The organism is Cutibacterium sp. LaCa_286 (assembly GCF_057198075.1).
The window spans coordinates 1,797,687-1,817,057 of sequence record NZ_CP191091.1 but is presented as its reverse complement, the minus strand read 5'-3'; the positions used below and the strand labels follow the sequence as shown (position 1 = coordinate 1,817,057).

14 protein-coding genes and 1 pseudogene are annotated in these 19,371 nt (G+C 64.5%); 10 read left to right on the top strand and 5 right to left on the bottom strand.

Going from position 1 to position 19,371, the window contains the following annotated elements; translation table 11 throughout:
* Window positions 1-31: 31 nt before the first annotated feature.
* A complete protein-coding gene (locus ACP8JZ_RS07925; RefSeq protein ID WP_484482373.1) occupies window positions 32-985 on the bottom strand; it encodes an N-acetylglucosamine kinase in 954 nt (317 codons plus the stop codon).
* 218 nt (window positions 986-1,203) lie between these two features.
* Here ACP8JZ_RS07925 and ACP8JZ_RS07920 point away from each other — a divergent pair, with 218 nt between their 5' ends.
* From ACP8JZ_RS07920 to purL, 6 genes are all read left to right on the top strand, one after another.
* Window positions 1,204-1,641: a hypothetical protein gene (locus tag ACP8JZ_RS07920; protein WP_306517244.1), complete on the top strand. Its 438-nt coding sequence runs from the start codon at window positions 1,204-1,206 to the stop codon at window positions 1,639-1,641.
* A gap of 266 nt (window positions 1,642-1,907) precedes the next feature.
* Window positions 1,908-2,345: a hypothetical protein gene (locus tag ACP8JZ_RS07915; protein ID WP_484482372.1), complete on the top strand. Its 438-nt coding sequence runs from the start codon at window positions 1,908-1,910 to the stop codon at window positions 2,343-2,345.
* A gap of 139 nt (window positions 2,346-2,484) precedes the next feature.
* Window positions 2,485-5,055 carry an aminopeptidase N gene (gene pepN / locus ACP8JZ_RS07910; RefSeq protein WP_484482371.1) on the top strand — a complete coding sequence of 857 codons (2,571 nt, stop codon included), beginning with the start codon at window positions 2,485-2,487 and terminating at the stop codon, window positions 5,053-5,055.
* A gap of 319 nt (window positions 5,056-5,374) precedes the next feature.
* Window positions 5,375-6,859 carry an amino acid permease gene (locus tag ACP8JZ_RS07905; RefSeq protein WP_484482370.1) on the top strand — a complete coding sequence of 495 codons (1,485 nt, stop codon included), beginning with the start codon at window positions 5,375-5,377 and terminating at the stop codon, window positions 6,857-6,859.
* 9 nt (window positions 6,860-6,868) lie between these two features.
* The gene (locus ACP8JZ_RS07900; RefSeq protein ID WP_323464747.1) at window positions 6,869-7,873 is read left to right on the top strand and encodes an asparaginase; all 1,005 of its coding nucleotides are present in this window, start codon (window positions 6,869-6,871) and stop codon (window positions 7,871-7,873) included.
* A gap of 113 nt (window positions 7,874-7,986) precedes the next feature.
* Entirely contained in the window at window positions 7,987-10,242 is a 2,256-nt protein-coding gene (gene purL / locus ACP8JZ_RS07895) for a phosphoribosylformylglycinamidine synthase subunit PurL (RefSeq protein ID WP_484482369.1), read from the top strand.
* A 203-nt stretch (window positions 10,243-10,445) separates the two neighbouring features.
* Here purL and ACP8JZ_RS07890 read toward each other — a convergent pair whose 3' ends face one another.
* The 3 genes from ACP8JZ_RS07890 to ACP8JZ_RS07880 form a co-directional block, all read right to left on the bottom strand.
* Window positions 10,446-11,078 carry a hypothetical protein gene (locus ACP8JZ_RS07890; RefSeq protein ID WP_484482368.1) on the bottom strand — a complete coding sequence of 211 codons (633 nt, stop codon included), beginning with the start codon at window positions 11,076-11,078 and terminating at the stop codon, window positions 10,446-10,448.
* Window positions 11,071-12,171: a hypothetical protein gene (locus ACP8JZ_RS07885; protein WP_484482367.1), complete on the bottom strand. Its 1,101-nt coding sequence runs from the start codon at window positions 12,169-12,171 to the stop codon at window positions 11,071-11,073. Before ACP8JZ_RS07885 ends, ACP8JZ_RS07890 begins: the two co-directional genes overlap by 8 nt.
* A 110-nt stretch (window positions 12,172-12,281) precedes the next feature.
* Window positions 12,282-13,055 carry an ATP-binding cassette domain-containing protein gene (locus tag ACP8JZ_RS07880; protein WP_484482366.1) on the bottom strand — a complete coding sequence of 258 codons (774 nt, stop codon included), beginning with the start codon at window positions 13,053-13,055 and terminating at the stop codon, window positions 12,282-12,284.
* Between the two features lie 273 nt (window positions 13,056-13,328).
* Here ACP8JZ_RS07880 and ACP8JZ_RS07875 point away from each other — a divergent pair, with 273 nt between their 5' ends.
* The gene (locus ACP8JZ_RS07875; RefSeq protein ID WP_484482365.1) at window positions 13,329-14,672 is read left to right on the top strand and encodes a M20/M25/M40 family metallo-hydrolase; all 1,344 of its coding nucleotides are present in this window, start codon (window positions 13,329-13,331) and stop codon (window positions 14,670-14,672) included.
* A 322-nt stretch (window positions 14,673-14,994) separates the two neighbouring features.
* On the opposite strand, the gene ACP8JZ_RS07870 is transcribed toward ACP8JZ_RS07875, so the two are convergent.
* Entirely contained in the window at window positions 14,995-16,308 is a 1,314-nt protein-coding gene (locus ACP8JZ_RS07870; RefSeq protein ID WP_484482364.1) for an anaerobic C4-dicarboxylate transporter family protein, read from the bottom strand.
* 528 nt (window positions 16,309-16,836) lie between these two features.
* On the opposite strand from ACP8JZ_RS07870, the gene ACP8JZ_RS07865 reads away from it, so the two are divergent.
* The 3 genes and pseudogenes from ACP8JZ_RS07865 to ACP8JZ_RS07855 all read left to right on the top strand — a co-directional run bounded on the left by ACP8JZ_RS07865 (window position 16,837) and on the right by ACP8JZ_RS07855 (window position 19,355).
* A complete protein-coding gene (locus ACP8JZ_RS07865; protein WP_484482363.1) occupies window positions 16,837-18,081 on the top strand; it encodes an MFS transporter in 1,245 nt (414 codons plus the stop codon).
* Between the two features lie 498 nt (window positions 18,082-18,579).
* Window positions 18,580-18,708 (top strand): annotated as a pseudogene (locus ACP8JZ_RS07860) (zinc finger domain-containing protein); the annotation flags it as partial.
* An 86-nt stretch (window positions 18,709-18,794) separates the two neighbouring features.
* Window positions 18,795-19,355 (top strand): antirestriction protein ArdA, encoded by a 561-nt coding sequence (locus tag ACP8JZ_RS07855; protein WP_306517237.1) that lies wholly within the window; start codon window positions 18,795-18,797, stop codon window positions 19,353-19,355.
* Window positions 19,356-19,371: the final 16 nt, after the last annotated feature.

Genomic DNA, 19,371 nt, shown 5'->3' with positions numbered 1-19,371 from the left:
CGGGATGCCTGCGTGTCGATGATCGCGCGGCTCAGCTGACGTCTGCCCTGCTGACACGCCGACCCAGTGCAGACCGTGGATCCACGGCAGGCAGTGCAGCAGCTCCGTCCAGCCCCTCCCCGATCGGCTCGACGATCCGTGCCCGTGGTGCCAGCCGTTCCAGCTCGATTTCGAGAGCCTTGCGGATGAGCGTCGAGCGCATGACCCCACCCAGCAGGGCGACGGGGGAGTCCTCGTCCCCAAGCCCCACGCGGCGCAGGCCGGTGGCCGTGGAGCAGGCGAGCTGTGCGCCGGCCTGGCGACAGATCGCAACCGACACCTCGTCTCCCGCTTCGGCCGCCAAGCTCACCTGGGCTGCCCAGCTCGCGACACGTGCCACCTTGTTCGGGTCGGCGTGCAGCTGCAGGTAGGCCTGCTCGATGTCGTCGAACTGGGCACCGATGGTCTCGGAGAGGACTGTGGCGGGGCCTCGTCCGTCATGGGCGCGCAACACGGCGCGCATCCCCTCGCGTCCCAACCAGAAGGCCGAACCGTCATCGCCCAGGAGCCATCCCCAACCATCCACTCGGGCCACCGCAGCGAATCCGACGGCGAAGGTGATGACTCCGGTGCCAGCTGCCGTGACGACACCCAGCTGATCGCCCAGGGCGCCGAGGTAGGAGGTGATGGAGTCGTGGGCCAGCAGCACTCGACCGACTCCATAGGGCTTGAGGGCCGCAAGAACTGGAACGGGGTCTTCGTCGTCGCGGGCTCCCGATGACCCGATGGCCACCGTGCAGTGGGAACCGGTGACTTCGGGGTGCGCCGCCACGACGTCCGCCATGACGGTCGCAAATTGCGGGGTGAGGGGGAGAGCAGTACGTACACCGGATGAGGTGACCATCCACCCTGGCCCCCATGGGCCAGGCTCGCAGCGGACTCGGGTGCTGGATTGCCCGGCGTCAACAGCCAGGAAGGGGGACTCACTGCGCACGACATCACTCATGGGTTCAAGATTATGAGGCAGATTCGAGGCAGCGTCTGATACGGCATCCCAGGCTTTCCACCTTCTGCGGCGATGTCACTCAGGCTCGAAGTCCTGGCTCGCAGTGACGAGGGCGTCGGGCAAACCAACGAGGCTGCCTGTTGACGAGGTGCTGGTACCATACACGCGTATCTGCCGGGGCGGCGTGCGGTTGCTCGGCGAGAACTGAGGGGGCGTCGATGAGGGGTCTTCGGTTCGGGGCCATCATGACTGCGTGTGTGCTGTTCTGCTTCGGTGTGGCGGGTTGCAGCACGATCCAGTCTGAGACGGATGAGGATGTTGCTGGGCGAGCTGACTACGACCTGCCCCATGCGCTGCGCAAGGAGCTGGACTCGCATGGGCTCACCTCCCCGGCTGAACGTGCGGACGCCGCGCAGACATGGTTCAACGAGACCAACCCGCCGGATGTTAACGTCGTCGACCGGTGGGTTGTGCGTAGTCGTGACGGGACCCGGTTTCGTGTCGACTTATACAGGCATATGGAGTCAGGCTCTCTGTTGCCACCTGACGGGGGCAAATCGGCATCCTCGGTCGCGTGTCGGGTTTACGACGTGGCCCATGGGGTGACCGTCCAGCAGGTTGACTGCCCCCAGGAATCGTTGGCTGAGTTGCCGTGATGCTGCTTTCTTGGTCGCCGGTTCGTACTCGTCAACAGTGAAGATGAGACATCCGATTGGTTCGAGGGACAGCGTTTGATCACCATCGGTTGACTCGGCAAGCTCCTCACCAAGCGCAGTGATGACGCCCTGCCTTTCTTGTTAGAACTTCGCGTCTTAGTCGCAATCGTGACTGTGCGATGTGGATGTGCCAGGGGTGCTGGTACCATAGATGCGTATCTGCCGGAGCGGTGTGCGGTTGCTCGGCGAGAACTGAGGGGGCGCCGATGAGGGGTCCTCGGTTCGGGGCCGTCATGACTTCGTGTGTGTTGCTCTGTTTCGGCGGGGCGGGTTGCAGCACGATCCAATCTGAGGCGGATGTGCAAGCAGCGGATAGCGCCGACGTTGCCGTGCCCCGTGCGCTGCGCAAAGAGTTGGACTCGCGGGGGCTTGCCTCCCCGGCTGAGCGTGCGGACGCCGCGCAGGTGTGGTTTAACGAGACCAGGCCGATAGACATCTCTCTTGGTGGCCATTGGGTGGTGCGTAGTCGTGAGGGGACCCGGTTGCGTGTCGACTTCTACGTCCGTGTGGAGTCAGGCTCTCTTCTGCCACCTGACGGGGGCAAATCGGCACACTCGGTTGCGTGTCGGGTTTACGACGTGGCCCATGGGGTGATGGTCCAACAGGTCGATTGTCCAAAGGAATCGCTGGATGACCTACCCTGACACGGCTGCCCTTGCCCGCCGGCTCGTACCCGTCAACAGCGGACATGAGACACCCTGATCGGTTCGAGGTACAGCTTCATCCAGAGGAGCTGCTCGGTCTGGATGCTCATGGCACGCGCCACTGCCATACTCTGGTGGTGTGAGTACGAAGAATCTGACCCGCGACGAGGCCCGTCACCGCAGCGAGAACATCGCCGTCCATCGTTACCACGTCACCCTGGACATCCGGCAGGCTACCGATCCGCACACCAGCCGGTTCCGCAGCACCACCAAGGTGCGGTTCAAGTCACAGGTCACCGAGACCTTCCTGGACCTGCTCGACGCCGAGGTCGAGTCCGTCGTCATCAATGACCAGCCGGTTCCGGTCGAGTACGACGGGGCTCGTGTCATGCTGCGCGGGCTGAATCGGGGCAAGAACGTCGTCCAGGTCACGGCGAGCCTGCCGTACTCCCACTCCGGGCGAGGACTGCACCGTTTCGTCGATCCCGCCGACGGCAACACCTACCTTTACACGCATTTCGAACCTGCCGATTCCCGGCACGCCTACGCCGTCTTCGAACAGCCCGATCTCAAGGCACACTTCGACGTCGACGTCATCGCCCCTGAGAACTGGAGGGTCATCGGCAACCAGGTGCACGACGACTCCGAGACCCTGGACGATGACAGCGTCCTGCACGACTTCCGCCTCACCCCGCGCATGGCCTCCTACCTCACGGCCATCGCCGCAGGACCCTATGTGCGACGCACGAGCTCGTGGACCTCCTCGGACGGGGCAGAGACCATCGAGCTGGGCCTGCTGTGCCGCGCGTCGATGGAACAGTACCTGGACGATCAGGACATCTTCCACATCACCCGCAAGGGGCTGGAGTTCTACCACTGGGCATTCCACTACCCCTACCCGTGGGGCAAGTACGACCAGATCTTCGTGCCGGAGTACAACCTCGGAGCCATGGAGAACCCGGGATGTGTCACCTTCACCGAGCGGTACCTGTTTCGTGAGAAACCGACCCGGGCCCAACTCTCCCAGCGTGCCAACACGATCCTGCACGAGATGGCCCACATGTGGTTCGGAGACCTCGTCACCCCCAAGTGGTGGGACGACAACTGGCTCAAGGAGTCCTTCGCCGAGTACATGGGTGCTCATGCCAGCCAGGCAGCCACCGAGTTCACCGACGCCTGGGTGAGCTTTGCGGTGGGACGCAAGGCATGGGCCTACACCGCCGATCAGCTCTCCACCACCCATCCGATCAATGCTGACATCACGGATCTGGACGCCGCCAGTCAGAACTTTGACGGCATCACCTACGCCAAGGGCGCAGCGGTGCTCAAACAGTTGGTGCACCACGTCGGGGTGGAGAAGTTCTTCGGTGGGGCACGCAGCTACTTCCGCGAACTGGCCTACGGCTCGGCAACCCTCGACGATCTGCTGCGCCACCTGGAGAGGTCGTCGGGTCGGGACTTGAGTGACTGGAGCGACGCTTGGCTGCGCACCTCGGGTCTGGACACCGTACTGCCCGAATTGCACGTCGACGACGGTCGGATCACCGATCTCACCATCGTGCGGGACTCGGTGGATGCCCGCACCGGGCAACCCGCCAATCGTCCGCACACCTTGGCAGTGGGACTGTACAACCTCAATGACGACGTGCTCACCCGTAGCGAACTCGTCGAGGTGGACATCACCAGTCCACGGACCCCCGTCAAGGCGGTCACCGGCCATCGTGTTCCCGACCTCGTGCTCATCAATGACGAGGACTTCTCCTACGCCAAGGTCCGGCTGGACGAGGGCGGTACCGATGTCGCCCTGGACCATCTCTCCGATCTGGACGAGCCGTTGGCCCGTGCCCTGCTGTGGTCCGTGTTGTGGAACGCCGTGCGCGATGCCAAGCTGTCGGTTGACAGCTATCTCAAGGCCGTGGCCAGCCATGCCGGCAAGGAGACCGATCCTGCCATCCTCGGTCAGGTCCTCGGCCAGGCGCGCCAGGCCGTGTCCAGCTACCTGCCTCAACAGGCCGTGCCACATGCCCGCCATGAACTGGCCGAGCTGGCATGGCGGGAACTTGATGCAGCCGAAGCCGGTTCCGACGTCCAGATCGTCTGGGCCCGTCATGCCCTCGTCGTTGCCGCTGGGGATCCGGCCAGTGCAGCACGGGTCCGTGCCATGGTGGATGGGTCCACGCTGCCCGACGGGTTGAGGATGGGTCCCGATCTGCGCTGGGACGGCTGGATCGCCCTGGCGGCCGTGGGGCAGGCCAGCGAGGGGGAGCTGGATGCCGAACTTGATCGCGACCACACCAAGAACGGCGTCAACTCCCACCTGTGTGCCATGACAGCACGTCGTGACAACGGTTACGTCCGCGACATGTGGCGCCGACTCATGACTCCCGGCGAACTCACCAACGAACACGTCGACGCCGTCATCGCCGGACTGCGCAAGCCACTGGGCGCAGACCTGTTCTGCGACCTCGACTCCGGCTATTTCGACGATCTGCAGCGGATCTGGGAGCAGTTCCCCATCGAGATGGCGACTCGTCTGGTTGTTGGTCTGTTCCCCTCCGATGATCCGGAAACCAATGCCGAGCAGGCTCAGCAATGGTTGCAGGACCACCCGGAAGCCCCCGGTGGGCTGATCCGCTTGGTGCGGGAACGCCGTGACCTGGCTGCCAGTGCCGCCACGGCTCGTGCCTTCAACGCCGCGTGCAGCAGCTGAGGTGCCCAGACACATTCCGAGGTCAGACACCTCCTGGGATCATGCCGTCCAAGCTGTCGCGAGGAAGGTATGGTGCCGATCTCGGACAATGACTCGGCATGAAGTGATGGGCCCTGCGTCGAGTGATGACGATGGAGGCCGATGACGGCTCCGGATGGGGATGATTCACGGTCACCGTCATGCCAGGTCCTGCCGTCCTGCGGCAGAACCAGCAGGTCGGCAGGGGGCTGGTGGATTTTTCGTTCCCAGGGGATTCGCCGTAGTGTCTACTCAAATGTACCGGTGCACCAGTGCGGCTCGTGACCGGTGAAAGGAGATCATGGTGGATGCACCACAGCCGAACAGGCACACTGGCACCCATCTCGTCGACGCGGCTGACGAGGGTTATCACAAGGGGCTGAAGAATCGCCACATCCAGATGATTGCCCTGGGTGGCTCGATCGGGACCGGGCTGTTCCTGGGCACCGGCGGTCGCCTGGCCCTCGGAGGACCAGCTCTGGCGTTCTCCTACGCCATCTGTGGCCTGTTCGCCTTCGTCATGGTGCGTGCCATGGGGGAACTGTCCATGCATCGCCCCTCATCGGGCGCATTCGTGTCATATGCACGTGAGTTCATGGGCGAGAAGGGGGCCTACGTCACCGGGTGGTTGTTCTTCATCGACTGGGCCACCACCGTCATGGCCGACATCACTGCCGTCGCCCTCTACCTGCACTTCTGGACGTTCTTCCAGCCGGTGCCGCAGTGGGTGCTGGCCACGATCGCCCTGGTCATCGTCTTCTCCATCAACATGGTCTCGGTGAAACTCTTCGGCGAGGCCGAGTTCTGGTTCGCCGCCATCAAGGTGACGGCCATCCTCCTCTTCATGGTGGTGGCGATCTGGGCCGTCGTCACCGGTCACGCCGTGGGCAACTCCCATGCCGGATTCTCCAACATCTCCCAGCACGGTGGCTGGTTCCCCAAGGGCGTGGCCCCGATGCTGACGCTGTCCCTGGGCGTCATCTTCGCCTTCGGTGGCACCGAGATGGTCGGTGTGGCTGCCGGTGAGGCCGAGGAGGCCCGCAAGGTGCTTCCCAAGGCCGTCAACTCAATGATCCTGCGTATCTTCGTGTTCTACGTCGGCTCGATCGTCCTCATGACCCTCGTCCTGCCGTGGACCGCCTACTCGTCCACCGAGTCGCCGTTCGTCACCTTCTTCGCGGGGATCGGTGTGCCCTACGCCGGCGACATCATGCAGATCGTCGTGCTCACCGCAGCACTGTCCTCGCTCAATGCTGGCCTGTACGCCACCGGACGCACGCTGCGTTCCCTGGCGGTCGCCGGTGAGGCTCCCAAGGTTGCCGCCAAGCTCAACAGGCACGGAGTCCCCGCCGGCGGTATCGCCATCACCGCCTCGCTGGGTCTCATCGGGGTGTTCATCAACTACCTGTACCCGTCGAAGGCCTTCGAGGTCGTCATGAACCTGGCGGCGATCGGCATCGCTGGTACGTGGATCTCGATCCTCGCCTCCCACATGGTCTTCGTGCTCAAGGCCCGCAAGGGAGAGACCACCCGGCCGTCCTTCCAGCTGCGCGGTGCTCCGGTGGCCAATGTCGTGACGATCCTCGTCCTGCTGTGCACGATCATCGCCATGTGGTTCGAGCCCGAGGTGGGTCGCCCGACGATCTTCCTGTTCCTCGGGGTATGCGTCCTCATGGTGATTGGATGGTTCGCCGTGCGCAATCGTATTCGTGGCGATCTGCTCGACGAATTCCTCGATGACGAGCTCGACGACGCCAACGATTCCGCGGACCACGGCGAGAGGTGAGGAAGCCAGATGCGTATCTCGGTGCTGTACACAGGTGGCACGATCGGCATGGTGGAGACTCCCCAGGGACTGGCCCCCGGGGCTGATCTGCAGGGTTGGCTCACCGACCTGCTGGCAGGCACCGATCTGGCTGGACAGGTGGTCGTCACCACCATGGAGCCGCTCGTCGACTCCTCGAACGTCACTCCACTGCTGTGGCAGCGCATCACAGACCAGATTCGCCGGGACGACGAGTCCGACGGGTTCGTCGTCCTGCACGGCACCGACACCATGGCCTACACCTCGGCGGCCCTGTCCTACGCCCTCACCGACCTCGACCGGCCGGTCGTCGTCACGGGATCGCAGTTTCCGCTGGGTACCCCGAACTCCGATGCCGATGCCAACGTCATGGGGGCGCTCGAGGCTGCCAGCAGTGGGAGGCTGCACTCGGTGGCCGTCTTCTTCGACCACGAGCTCCTCGACGGTGCTCGGGTGACGAAAGCCTCCTCGTACGACCTGCGGGCCTTCACGTCTCCGAACGTCCCCCTGCTGGCTCGGCAGAGCCCCACGTGGCAGTGGCTGCGTACCCCACAGTCCGGGCAGGGTTGGGGTGAGTCGGGTTCCGGCCGCCCTGCACCGTACCGACGCTGTGACGTCCCGGTGTTCTCCATGGTGCCCGGCATGGGGGTCGACCGGTTGACGTCCATGCTGCGTCCGCTGCCCCAGGCAGTGTTGCTGCGCGCCTTCGGGGTGGGCAATGTGCCCACTGAGGAACCGGGGCTCATCACAGTGCTGGAGCGCACCATCGCTGCCGGGGTACCGGTCGTCGTCGCCTCCCAGTGCTACCAGGCCGACGTCGACCCCAACAGGTATGCCGCCGGTCGTGAGCTGGCCGAGGTGGGGGCCGTTGGTGCACGGGACATGACGGTGGAGGCAGCCTATGCCAAGATCTGTTTCCTCATCTCCCAGGGGTTGCGGGGTGGTGAGTTGGCGCAGTGGATTGGTGTCAACATTGCGGGGGAACTGACGAGCTGAGGCGTTGTCCCCACGCCGGCTCGGTGTGACATCTGATTCTTCCCCGTGCATGAATGCGTCGAAAAAGCACCCTGCCTTGTGCCATTGACGTCAATTTTCGATAGATTTGATCCGTGGTAGACACAGTGGATAACGCCGTCGCAACTCCTGACGAAGCTCAACCTTGGCAGGAACTTGGTCTCACCGGTGACGAGTACACCCGTATCCGTGAGATCTTGGGCCGCCGTCCCACCGGTGGCGAGTTGGCGATGTACTCGGTGATGTGGTCCGAGCACTGCTCGTACAAGTCGTCGAAGATCTACCTCAAGAAGTTCGCCGCGCTGCCCCAGCAGACCCCGCGTGGCCCGCTGCTGGCCGGTATCGGTGACAATGCCGGCGTGGTCGACATCGGCAACGGTCTGGCCGTCACCTTCAAGGCTGAGTCACACAATCACCCCTCCTACGTCGAACCCCACCAGGGCGCGGCCACCGGTGTGGGTGGCATCGTGCGCGACATCATGGCGATGGGTGCCCGCCCGATCGGCGTCATGAACGCCCTGGCCTTCGGGGCCCTGGACGCTCCCGACACGGCGCGGGTGCTGCCCGGAGTGGTGTCCGGCATCGCCGACTACGGCAACTGCCTGGGTCTGCCGACCATCGGCGGTCAGACCCTCTTCGACCCCACCTACTACGGAAACCCACTCGTCAACGCCCTGTGCGTCGGTGTGCTGCGTCACGAGGACCTGCAGTTCGCCAAGGCGTCGGGAGCGGGCAACCTCGTCGTCCTCTTCGGAGCTGCGACCGGTGGCGACGGCATCGGTGGCGCATCCATCCTGGCCTCCGACTCGTTCGCCACGGAGGGGGAGTCCAAACGTCCCAGCGTGCAGGTCGGCGACCCCTTCATGGAGAAGCTGCTCATCGAGTGCACCCTGGAGCTGTTCAACGCCGGGGTCTGCGAGGCCCTGCAGGACTTCGGTGCCGCCGGGATCTCGTGTGCCACCAGTGAGCTCGCCAGCGCCGGGGACGGCGGCATGCACGTCGAGCTGGACCGCGTCCCGCTTCGTGACCCGAACCTCGCCCCCGAGGAGATCCTCATGAGCGAGTCCCAGGAGCGGATGATGGCCATCGTCACACCGGCCAACATCGACCGGTTCATGGAGATCTGTGCCCGGTGGGAGGTGCAGGCCACCGTCATCGGCGAGGTCACCGACTCCGACCGGCTGTTCATCGACTGGCACGGCGAGCGAATCGTCGACGTCGACCCGCACACCGTCGCCCACGACGGCCCGGAGCTTCACATGCCCACGGCCCGCCCCGACTGGATCGACGGGGTCAACGCCAACGACGCGAACACCCTGCCGCGTGACAACTCCGGTGCGGCGATTTCCCAGGCCATCACAGCCTTGGCCGCCTCCCCGGCCCTGTGCGACCGGTCTTGGATCACCAACCAGTACGACCGGTTCGTGCGTGGCAACACCGTGCTCGCCCAGCCCGAGGACGCCGGCATGATCCGCGTCGACGAGAGCACCAACCTGGGTATCGCCCTGTCACTGGACTCCAACGGACGCTACAGCCTGCTCAACCCGTACCTGGGGGCTCAGCTGGCACTTTCGGAGGCATACCGCAACGTCGCCGTGAGCGGTGCCTCCCCGATGGCGATCACCGACTGCCTCAACTTCGGTTCCCCGCTGGACCCAGCGGTCATGTGGCAGTTCTCCGAGGCGATCCTGGGGCTGCTGGACGGCTGCCGGGAACTCGAGGTTCCGGTCACCGGCGGCAACGTCAGCCTGCACAACCGTACTGGCGATGAGTCCATCCGGCCCAACCCGTTGGTGGGTGTGCTGGGCGTCATCGACGACGTGCACACTCGTATTCGTGCGGGATTCAGGCACACGGGCGATGCAGTGCTCGTGCTCGGTGAGACTACATGCGAGCTGGGTGGCTCGGTGTGGGAGGACGTCCTGCACGACGGCCATCTCGGCGGAATGCCTCCGATGCCGAACCTTGCCGCCGAGAAGGCTCTGGCCACGGTGATGGCCGCTGCGGCGCAGGAGGGGTTGCTCTCCTCGGCACACGACCTGTCCGAGGGTGGCCTCGCCCAGGGACTGGTGGAGTCGTGCCTGTACGGCGACCACGGCGTCTCGCTCACCTTGGAGGGTGAGCCTACCGTTGAGCTGTTCTCCGAGAGCCCGGCTCGTGCCGTTGTCTCACTGCCCGCCGCCAGCTATGGCCGTTTCGTCGAGCTCTGCCATGACAACGACGTGCCGGTCAACCGAGTGGGCGAGGTCGTCGCCACCGACAAGATCGAGATCCAGGGGCTGTGCACCGTCGATCTGGACGAGGTTCGCGAGGCCTGGGCCGCGACGATTCCTGCCGCGATGGAGCACTGATCTTCCGGGGCCACCGATCCTCGACGTCTCGGGGGATCACGCCCTTCCGGCTCTGGGTCCCGGTGATTCGGCTCGGCAGGTTCGGTCTCGCGTCCTGAGCCGTGACGTCTTGAGGATGCGCCCGGGGCTCGTGTCGCTCCTTCATCGAGTCGAGCATGCGGTCCCCGCGTGCAGCGGACGTCAGTCGTAGCCCTCAGCCATGATCAACCTCTGGGGCAGCGATGACGAGCAAGGACGAGTGCTGCAACCGTGAGAAGGGCGGTGAGGACGAGTGTCGATCGGTGCCAGTAGGGCATGTTGACCAGGGCCCACGGTTCAGCCGTGCCAGCGAGGTCCATCGTGCCCAGGAACCAGCAGGCCAAGCTGTAGATGGTTGACGGTGCCCAGGCGGCTGACCCGGGCAGCACCTGCGCGCTGAGCAGGGAGACCGCGGTAAGGAGCAGTACGTTGCGGCAGTAGAGCATGGTGACCAACCACGAGGAACCGTGGAGCGAGGTGATGACTCGGCACGCCACGGGCAGCAGGACGAGCCACAAGGCCAGAGCGAGCCGCAACCTTCCGGTGGCACGGTGTGGCCAGCCCAGCTCACGATCTCGGCTGGCCGGTTGCACACACTGGGCAGCGATGATCCCCGGGATGCACGAGGCCATGATGGCCTGTGCCACTGCTGCATCCCGCAATGAGGCACCGAGGAGGAAGTCCTTCGCAGCACCAGCCGTGACGACACACGCCACCAGATGCAGGGCGATGGCGATCAGGGGCCGGGTACGTGTGAACAGGAACGCCCTTGCAACAAGGCCAGATGAGCGCGCTGATGTGCTGCTGGTCTCACTCATGGCAGCGCATGGTCTTTCGAGCAAGGGAGTCGAACTCGTCGGTGGGGACGGTCTGACCATTCCACACCGTCATGACGGTGTCCTGGAAGGTCAGGAGATTCACATCGCACCACTGTTGGTCGACGTGCTTGTCCGGGGTGAATCTTCCGATGGTGCTCGTCATCTCACCGGCCATGGAACTGCTCCATTCCTCTGCAGCCGAGTCAGGGATGGTCTGGAGCGTCACGATGTGGCGATGTGGGTGGCGCTCAGCCATGTGCTCGTCGGTGGTGATGAGCAGTGGCTCCCAAGTCTCATGACGAGCAGACATGGAGGTGGCGAGCTCCGCCGTGACGTTCTCCAACCCGGAATGGTACGTGTCCCAGTAGGCGTCGAGGTCGTGGGGCAGGCAGATGATGGCGTCGGCCGCGGACAGCTTCTCACAGCGCCACAATGCTGGATCGGTGGACGTGGTGAGGTCCGAGGCTCTCATCGCTTGCCAGCCGCTCACCCCACAAGCTGTTGACAGAACGAGACAGATTGCGATCTTCGCAACCAAGCGAGCAGTGCCCATCGTTGGCAGCCAGCTGACGATCCCCACGAGGAGGAAGCTCGTGAGAACAGTGAGGACAAAGGTTGCAGCCCATAGTACGCAGGCTCTCACCGAGAGGGTGGATATGTGTCCAAAGTCTCCGGCGGACATGAAATTCCATGCATCTGTGGCTGGCGGCCAAGCGGCAGGAACCGCATAAGCAGATACACCGATCAAGGCTGCGCAGACGTAGTGAGGCACAAAAATACCGAAGGTTGTTCCCGTACCAATCATCGCCAAAAGAGCGAGCCAGGTCAGCAATGCTGACGGTAATTCACATGCATTCATTCCAGAGCGGGGAGCAATGAGTGCAGACAATGCATACATCACGCCGATCGAGGCAAGTGTCGGAATGGAAATGTGTACAAGGACATGAGATATGATGTAAATCATTCCATGTCCCGGTCGGATCCGCATCTGCTCCCAGACGTGTGACCGCACCAGATAAGTTCCCCATGCGCTCCCCAGAGCCAAGGAGATCGGGGTGAGCAGGATTGTTGAGATGGAGATGTCAGCAGTCATCTCCGCTGTCGAAGCTGTGGTACCGGGATAGAACAGTTGCCCAACCCAGATGACTGTCCAGATCGCTGCGAGAACGCCACCGATTGTTGCGCCAGTACGATGTACCGATTTCATGGGCGCACCCGCCCGGCACTGGAGGAGGACTGCCTGGCCCGCATGACGCTGAGATATCCGGCCTCGGCTGGCGAGATGCGTGCACTGGCGTCTGGCATGGCGAGATCCTCAAGATCACCAACGTTGCCGCGCCAGGTCATGTGGCCATCATCCATGATCATCACCATGTCCGCGGTCAGGGCGACGTCATCCATGAGGTGCGTGGAGACGATGACAACCCGTTCTCGGCCCAGCGCGACGATGTGCTCACGAAAGCTGGCCCGTTCGGCGGGATCCAGCCCGACGGTTGGCTCGTCAAGGATGACGACAGATGGGTCGTGCACCAGGGCTGCGGCGAGGAATACCCGCTGGCGTTGTCCGCCGGACAAGGTACCCATCGTGCGTTCCAGGAATTGGGAGGTACCGGTCATCTCGGCTGCTGCGTCGATGAGTCCGTTGACCCGTGATCGCGGCACGCAGTACATCACCGAGTTGAGGCGTAGGAAATCCCGAACAGCCCAGCGCCCCGGCCATTGCGGGTTCTGGGTGACGATTCCCAGCGCTCTTCGGTAGGCATCCCACTGGCGTGGACCCGAAAGATCCTGACCGCTGGCGTTCACCATCCCGCTTTGCGGCTTTCGGATCCCGGCGAGAATCGACAACAATGTCGTCTTACCTGCCCCATTCGGGCCCACAAGTGCAGTCACACCAGTGTCGAAAGCGGCGCTGATCGGCCCCAGTCGCCAACCGCTACGATACCCCGTTGTCACCTCGTTGAGCCTCAGTGTCATGGAAGACCTCACCAAAGTCTGGGAGAGCTGATGGGCTGCATGGCTAGAAGATACTCGACCAGAAGTCATCGTCAAGTATGTATGCCGTGCTTCTGGTTTCCTGCGGGCAGACAGTGAGTCGGTCGATGCCCCAATTCCCGTTGCGGTGCAGCAGTTCTTCGTGCGTGTCATGTGTGGCAATCGGTTCAGACTCCTCGTCCCATACCTGCATGCCAACGGCGTAGCCCCTGCGATCAGGTCGTGCAGCACATCGCGGACAACTAAGCTGGCGGCATGGATTTCACTTCTGATCTTCCCGCTCTCCGGGCCAAGGTGGACGAGCTCGCCGACGGGGCCGTCGAGCAGCTGAGCCAACTCATGGCCATCCAGTCCGTCAGCTCCCTCAACCCCGACGGGGTGAACGAGCATGCCCAAGCGGTCGCCGATGCTGCTCGGGCCGCCGGCGCTGCCGACGCCACCGTCGTCAGCGAGGCCGGGGGGTTGCCCGCCGTCATCGCCCATTGGCCGGCCCCCCAGGGTCAGCCGACCATCCTGCTGTACTCCCACGGTGACGTCCAGCCCACCGGGGACGTCTCCCAGTGGCACTCCGAACCATTCGTCGCCACCAAACGCGGGGAGCGCCTGTTCGGGCGTGGAAGTGCCGACGACAAGGGCGGAGTCGTCTCCCATCTCACGGCGCTCAAGGCCTTCGACGGCAATCCTCCGGTGGGTGTCACCCTCTTCGTCGAGCACGAGGAGGAGATCGGCTCGCCGTCCATGACCTCCATCATCGAGGCCCACAAGGACGAGCTCGCCGCTGACGTCATCATCGTCGCCGACTCGGTGAACTGGGACCAGGGCGAACCCTCGGTCACCACCACCCTGCGTGGAGTGGCCGACTGCATCGTCGAACTGCGCACCCTGGACCATCCGCTGCACTCCGGGCAGTTCGGTGGTGTCGTGCCCGACGCCCTCACCGCCATGTGCAAACTGCTGGCCACCCTGCACGACGAGAACGGTGACGTCGCCGTGGCGGACCTGCACAGTGCTGAACCGGCATCCGTGGAGTACCCCGAGGAGCGGCTGCGCACCGAGACCGCGATCTTGGACGGCGTCGGCTGGCTCGGCACCGGCAACCCCGCCGACAAGATGTGGACCCGTCCCTCGCTGTCCGTACTGGCCATCGACGCCACGCCGGTGGCCGAGGCCATCAACACCCTGCCCTCGGTGTGCCGCGCCAAGGTGGGTCTGCGGGTGGCTCCCGGTGGCGATGCCACCCAGGACCTCGAGGCTCTCATGGAGCACCTGCGCACCCACGCCCCCTACGGCGCCCAGGTCGAGGTCACCCCGGGTGAGGCGGGCACTCCCGGCGTCGTGCCGTTCGAGGGGCCCTACGCCGAGATCGCCAACCAGGCGTTCAAGGCGGCCTGGGGAACCGAGCCGGTGCAGATGGGCACCGGAGGTGCCATCCCGCTCATCACCGACCTGCAGCACACCTTCCCGCAGGCCACCGTGCTCGTCACCGCCGTCACCGACCCGGACTCGCGCATGCACGGACTCGACGAGTCACTGCACCTGGGCGACTTCCGCAAGGCGATCCTCACCGAGGCCCTCATCCTGGCCGGCATGGCCAAGTGATCCTGCCCGGGTGATTCTGGATCAGGCTGATCCTCTGACGATTCTGACTCAGGCGGCTCTGATCCAGACGGCCTTGGGTCGCGTGTCACGCGACGAGGTGGCCCAGTGGACCCGCGGGGCCACCAGCCCGGGGCAACAGTGCGGAAGGTCGTCGAATGCAGATGACCTACGACCCCACGGGATCATCAGTCCGACGTCCGTTCTCGACTGGCACCAACCCCGCGACGGGCGTGTCCCATGACTCGTTTCGCTCTTCGCAGGGTGGGGTCCTCGGCACTGGCTGATGATGGTGGCCACACCCGCATGATGTGACCACCGGTCGTCACAGCACCAACGGTGCCAACAGGAACCCCAGGATGATCGTTACGATGATCGACACCGTTCCGGGGATGACGAACGGGTGGTTGAGCGGGAACTTACCCGCCCGAGTCGACCCGGTGTCATCCATCTCGATCGCTGCGACCGTCGTCGGGTAGTTCGGCAGGAGGTAGTAGTTGGCCACGGCGGGGTAGCAGGCGACGAGGGCCACTGCCGGCAGGCCGAGCTTGACCATGAGCGGCATGAACGCCGCCGTCGTCGCCGCGTGGGAGAACATGAGTGGGGCGGCGAGATAGAAGAACACCCCGAGCAGCCACGGCTGCGCCTGCAGCGGACCCTGCAGGGCGGACTTGATGGTGTCCATGTACGCGGTGACGAAGGTGTTGCCCAGCCACGCAAGGCCCATGATGCTGATCGCCGCGCTCATGCCCGAGCGGAAGGTCGACTGAGTGGTGATCGTCGAGGTTGGCTTCCTCGCCAGCAGGCAGACGACGACGGCACAGGTGAGCATCATGAGCATGATGGCGGGGCTGGAACCCATGGGCGGATCCTTCACGAGACCCACCTCGGGGCTCGTGAACGTCGCGTAGAGCACGACGAGGATGAGGGTGACGAGGAAGGTGACGAGGCTCGCCACGGCCCCCTTGGGAGCCTTGTAGTCGGCGTTCCCAGTGCCGGGATCCCTCACAAGTCCCTTGGCCATGCGGTCCTTGTAGACGGGATCGTCGGCGAGCTCCTTGCCCATGTGTCCGGCGACGGCGGCACCTACGAGGGTGCCGATGAAGGTCGTCGGGATGATGATGGCCAGGCACTGCAGGTACCCGACGTGGATCGGTTCGAGGATGGTCGTCAGGGCGATCATCGCCGCGGAGATGGGTGAGGCGGCCACGGCCACCTGGGAGGCCACGACAGCGATGGACAGCGGTCGTGACGGACGCACACCGTGCTGCTTCGACACGTCGACGATGACTGGGATGACGGAGTACGCCGTGTGGCCCGTCCCGCACAGCAGGGCCATGAGATAGGTGACGACGGGCGCGAGGAAGGTGATGTGCTTGGGGTGCTTGCGCAGGAGCTTCTCGGTGAGGTGGACGAGGTGGTCAATTCCTCCGGCGAGCTCCATGGCGGCGACGGCGCAGATGACGGTCATGATGATCCCGATGACCGACCACGGAATGGCCTTGGTGGAGTCGGTGTGTACTCCCGTTGCGGCCAGTACGAGCACACCTGCCCCGCCGGCGAGGCCGATTCCGATGCCTCCAAGTCTTGACCCGAAGACGATGAACGCGATGACGATGAGCAAGTGGACCCAGAACACGGTGAGTGTCTCCTGACCGTTCGGACGTAGCAGGTGAGAAGCTTCGCAGTGGTGCAGCTCGGAGGTGCCGGGTCTGGCTGCAACCGAAGCAAGTTTCGCGTATAGATACTAGTGGTAGGCACCTGCAGTGCGGCAAGTCGGTTTCGCGCGTTGCCAGGTACGCCTTCCAAATCGGCCCCAAATCGGCTCAGCCCCGCAGGGGAGGGTGCCCACCTTGCCGCCTTTGCTACCGTCGCCTTGGGACGATCTGTGCCACGAGCCGGGGCGATCCGCGTCATGGTCTGGGGGGATCTACCACGAACCGTGGCGGGCGTCCGCGGGCGTTCGGTGTCAAGGCCGATGGCGCGCTCCTCGATTCCAGCGGAGGCCTGTCGGCAGCTACCATGACGACGTCGCCGAGAATTTTGGTGGCAGGGACGCAGCTGCACATGCGCCAGATCCTCAACTGGGCGCGGGCAGCAGACTGCGTGAGGACGTCAGCAGGGTGGGGAGACGTCGTGCCCACCTCGTCGTCTCGAGAGGACTGCTGTGACCTCCCTGTCGTACCCTGACCTGTTTCGTCTCACTGGCCGTGGATTCGCCATCACCTCGTTACTGGCTCGGCTGCCGTTGGCCATGAGCCAGATGGGAACCATGCTGCTGGTGTCCAGCCCCTTGGTGGCAGGGCGCATGGGTCCCGGGGGTGCTGCCGCCGGGGCCGTTGCTGCTGCCATCGCCGTCGGTTCCCCGATCGTGGGGGCACTCACCGATCGGCACGGTCAGCGCACCACCCTGCTCGTCCAGTCGATCGTCGCGGGCCTGGGACTCATCGGTGAGGCCGTGGCAGCCCTGTACGGGGTGGCCTGGCCGGTGATCGCCGCGATCGGCGTCGTCATCGGCCTGTTCCTGCCCCAGGTGGGCACGATGGCACGCGTGCGATGGCGGCAGGTCGCGGCACACCATCCGTCAATTCGAGCTGGGGTGTTGGAGGCCTCGTTCGCCTGGGAAGGAGCAGTCGACGAGGCTTCCTTCGCCCTGGGGCCAGCTCTGGTGGGCATCCTCGGAGTGATCTTCGGACCGGTGCCCGCGCTCATCACCGCCGGTGTCATCCTGCTCGTCTTCGGCAGCTGGTTCGCGGTGCATCCCACTGTCCGGCTCGTCGCGCCGCACCCTGCCACCACCGAGCAGGCCCAGGGGCGTCTGCTCACCCTCGGCACCGTTCAGACGACGATCGGCATCCTCTTCATGGGGCTGGTCTTCGGTACCGTCCAGACCGGCACGACGAGTTTGGCAATTCAGGCGGGCCAGCCCGGGTATGCCGGACTGCTGCACGCCCTGCTCTCGATCGGGTCGGCCAGTGCCGGTCTCCTGCTTCCCCGGCTGGCCAGGCGTCTTGACATGGTGCGACGCTGGCAGATCTTCGCCCTGGGGCTGGCCGTGCTCTCAGTGCCGCTGCTGTTCGTGCACACGTTGGGCAGTGCCGCCATCGTCATGGTGATACTCGGTCTGGCGGCTGCTCCCTACATGATCACCCTGTACTCCAGCGCGGAACGGGTGACTCCGGCCTCCCGGCTGGGCACGGTGATGACCCTGCTCGCCGCGACGACCTCGCTGGGATATGCGGTGGGGGCGGCAGCAGCCGGCCGAATGACCGACCTGCACGGCCCCATGGGTGGTTATGGCCTCACGGTCGCCGTGGGCGCGATGACATTCATCCATGCCCTGTGTGCCGCCAGACCGGTTCTGGCGCGGGCCGAGTCCCCGGTGCACATCGACGTGTCGATGCAGGATTGATCATTCCCGGGCGCGGGCGCCACTCCCGTGCCCGGCTGCGTTGGGTGACGATTTTGTCGACCTGGAGCTGGATCGTCATTGCGATGTCCAGCCCTGGGGTGCGATTTTTGTCAGCTGGCTCCTTGGCCCCTCACTGTGGAGGCAGACCCCGCTGTCTGGTGTCATTTTTGTCGGTTGAGGTGCTGCGTCGTCGCTCATGTGGTCCGTGCTGGAGCGTGGCGTCATTCTTGTCAACCCGTGAGTAGGGGGTTGGCCTGGCGCGCCCTGTCCGGCCGATCCCAAGTAAGGCAGTGGTCCGGGTGGTGACGATTTTTGTCAACAGGTTTTCTGATTCGTCACTGTGGTGCTCGGCTGCGTTGGGAGGTGACGATTTTGTCAGTCTGGTGTCTGTGTCGTCACCGTGTGTCGTGCCACCTAGTCGTTGATATGTCGTGCCCGCCCAGCTGTTGACATTTTTCTCATCACGGGTCTTGTGCCGTCGCTGCAGTGCCGAGGTGTTTCAACAGATTGTTACGTTCATATGGTCGAACCGGTGAACCGTGCGACCGCTGCGGCGCCCCCATCGTGCGCGAGAAACTCATGAACCGTAGCTCGTTCCGCTGCCCTAGGTGCCAACGCCTTCGGTGATGCAGCAGTAGCCGCGCCAGCGCGGCCGGGAGCGCACCCGACGCCGGGGGGAGAGGTTCTCCCGGCCGGCCGAGAGGAGCGCTCCCATGACCACCACCGAGACCACCCCCACGATGCCGCTGCGCGTGTGGCCCGGATGCCTCAGCTGCTACAACGCCGGCCAGCTTGTGGGCGCCTGGATCGACGCAGCCGACGCCGGCGAGTTGACCATCGAGAGGCTGCACGAGCTGGCTGGTGCGCCCCTCAGGCTGGGCTGCGAGGAGATGCTCTGCCTCGATGGAGATGGCCCGTGGCCGGGCTTCCACGAGATGGGCCTGAGCGAGGCCCAGGAATGGGCTGACGCGTACGCAGAGGTCGAGCCCTGGCTCTGGCCCGCCCTCAGTGCCTGGGTCGCCAGCGGGGCGTACGTGGCCGCGGGGAACGGCTCCGTGCCGGTGCCGAGCGACTTCATCGACCACCTCCACGGCGAGTATGACAGCTGGGCCGACTTCGTCGAGCAGTGGCTGGCCGAGACCGACTACATGGATGGCTGGCCCGAGGTCGCGCAGACGTACTTCGACGCCGAGAAGTTCGGACGCGATCTGGCGTTCGACTTCACGACGATGTCCTCGCCGTCCGGAGGCGTCTACGTGTTCTCGAATCCCTGAGCCCGACCCTGATCCC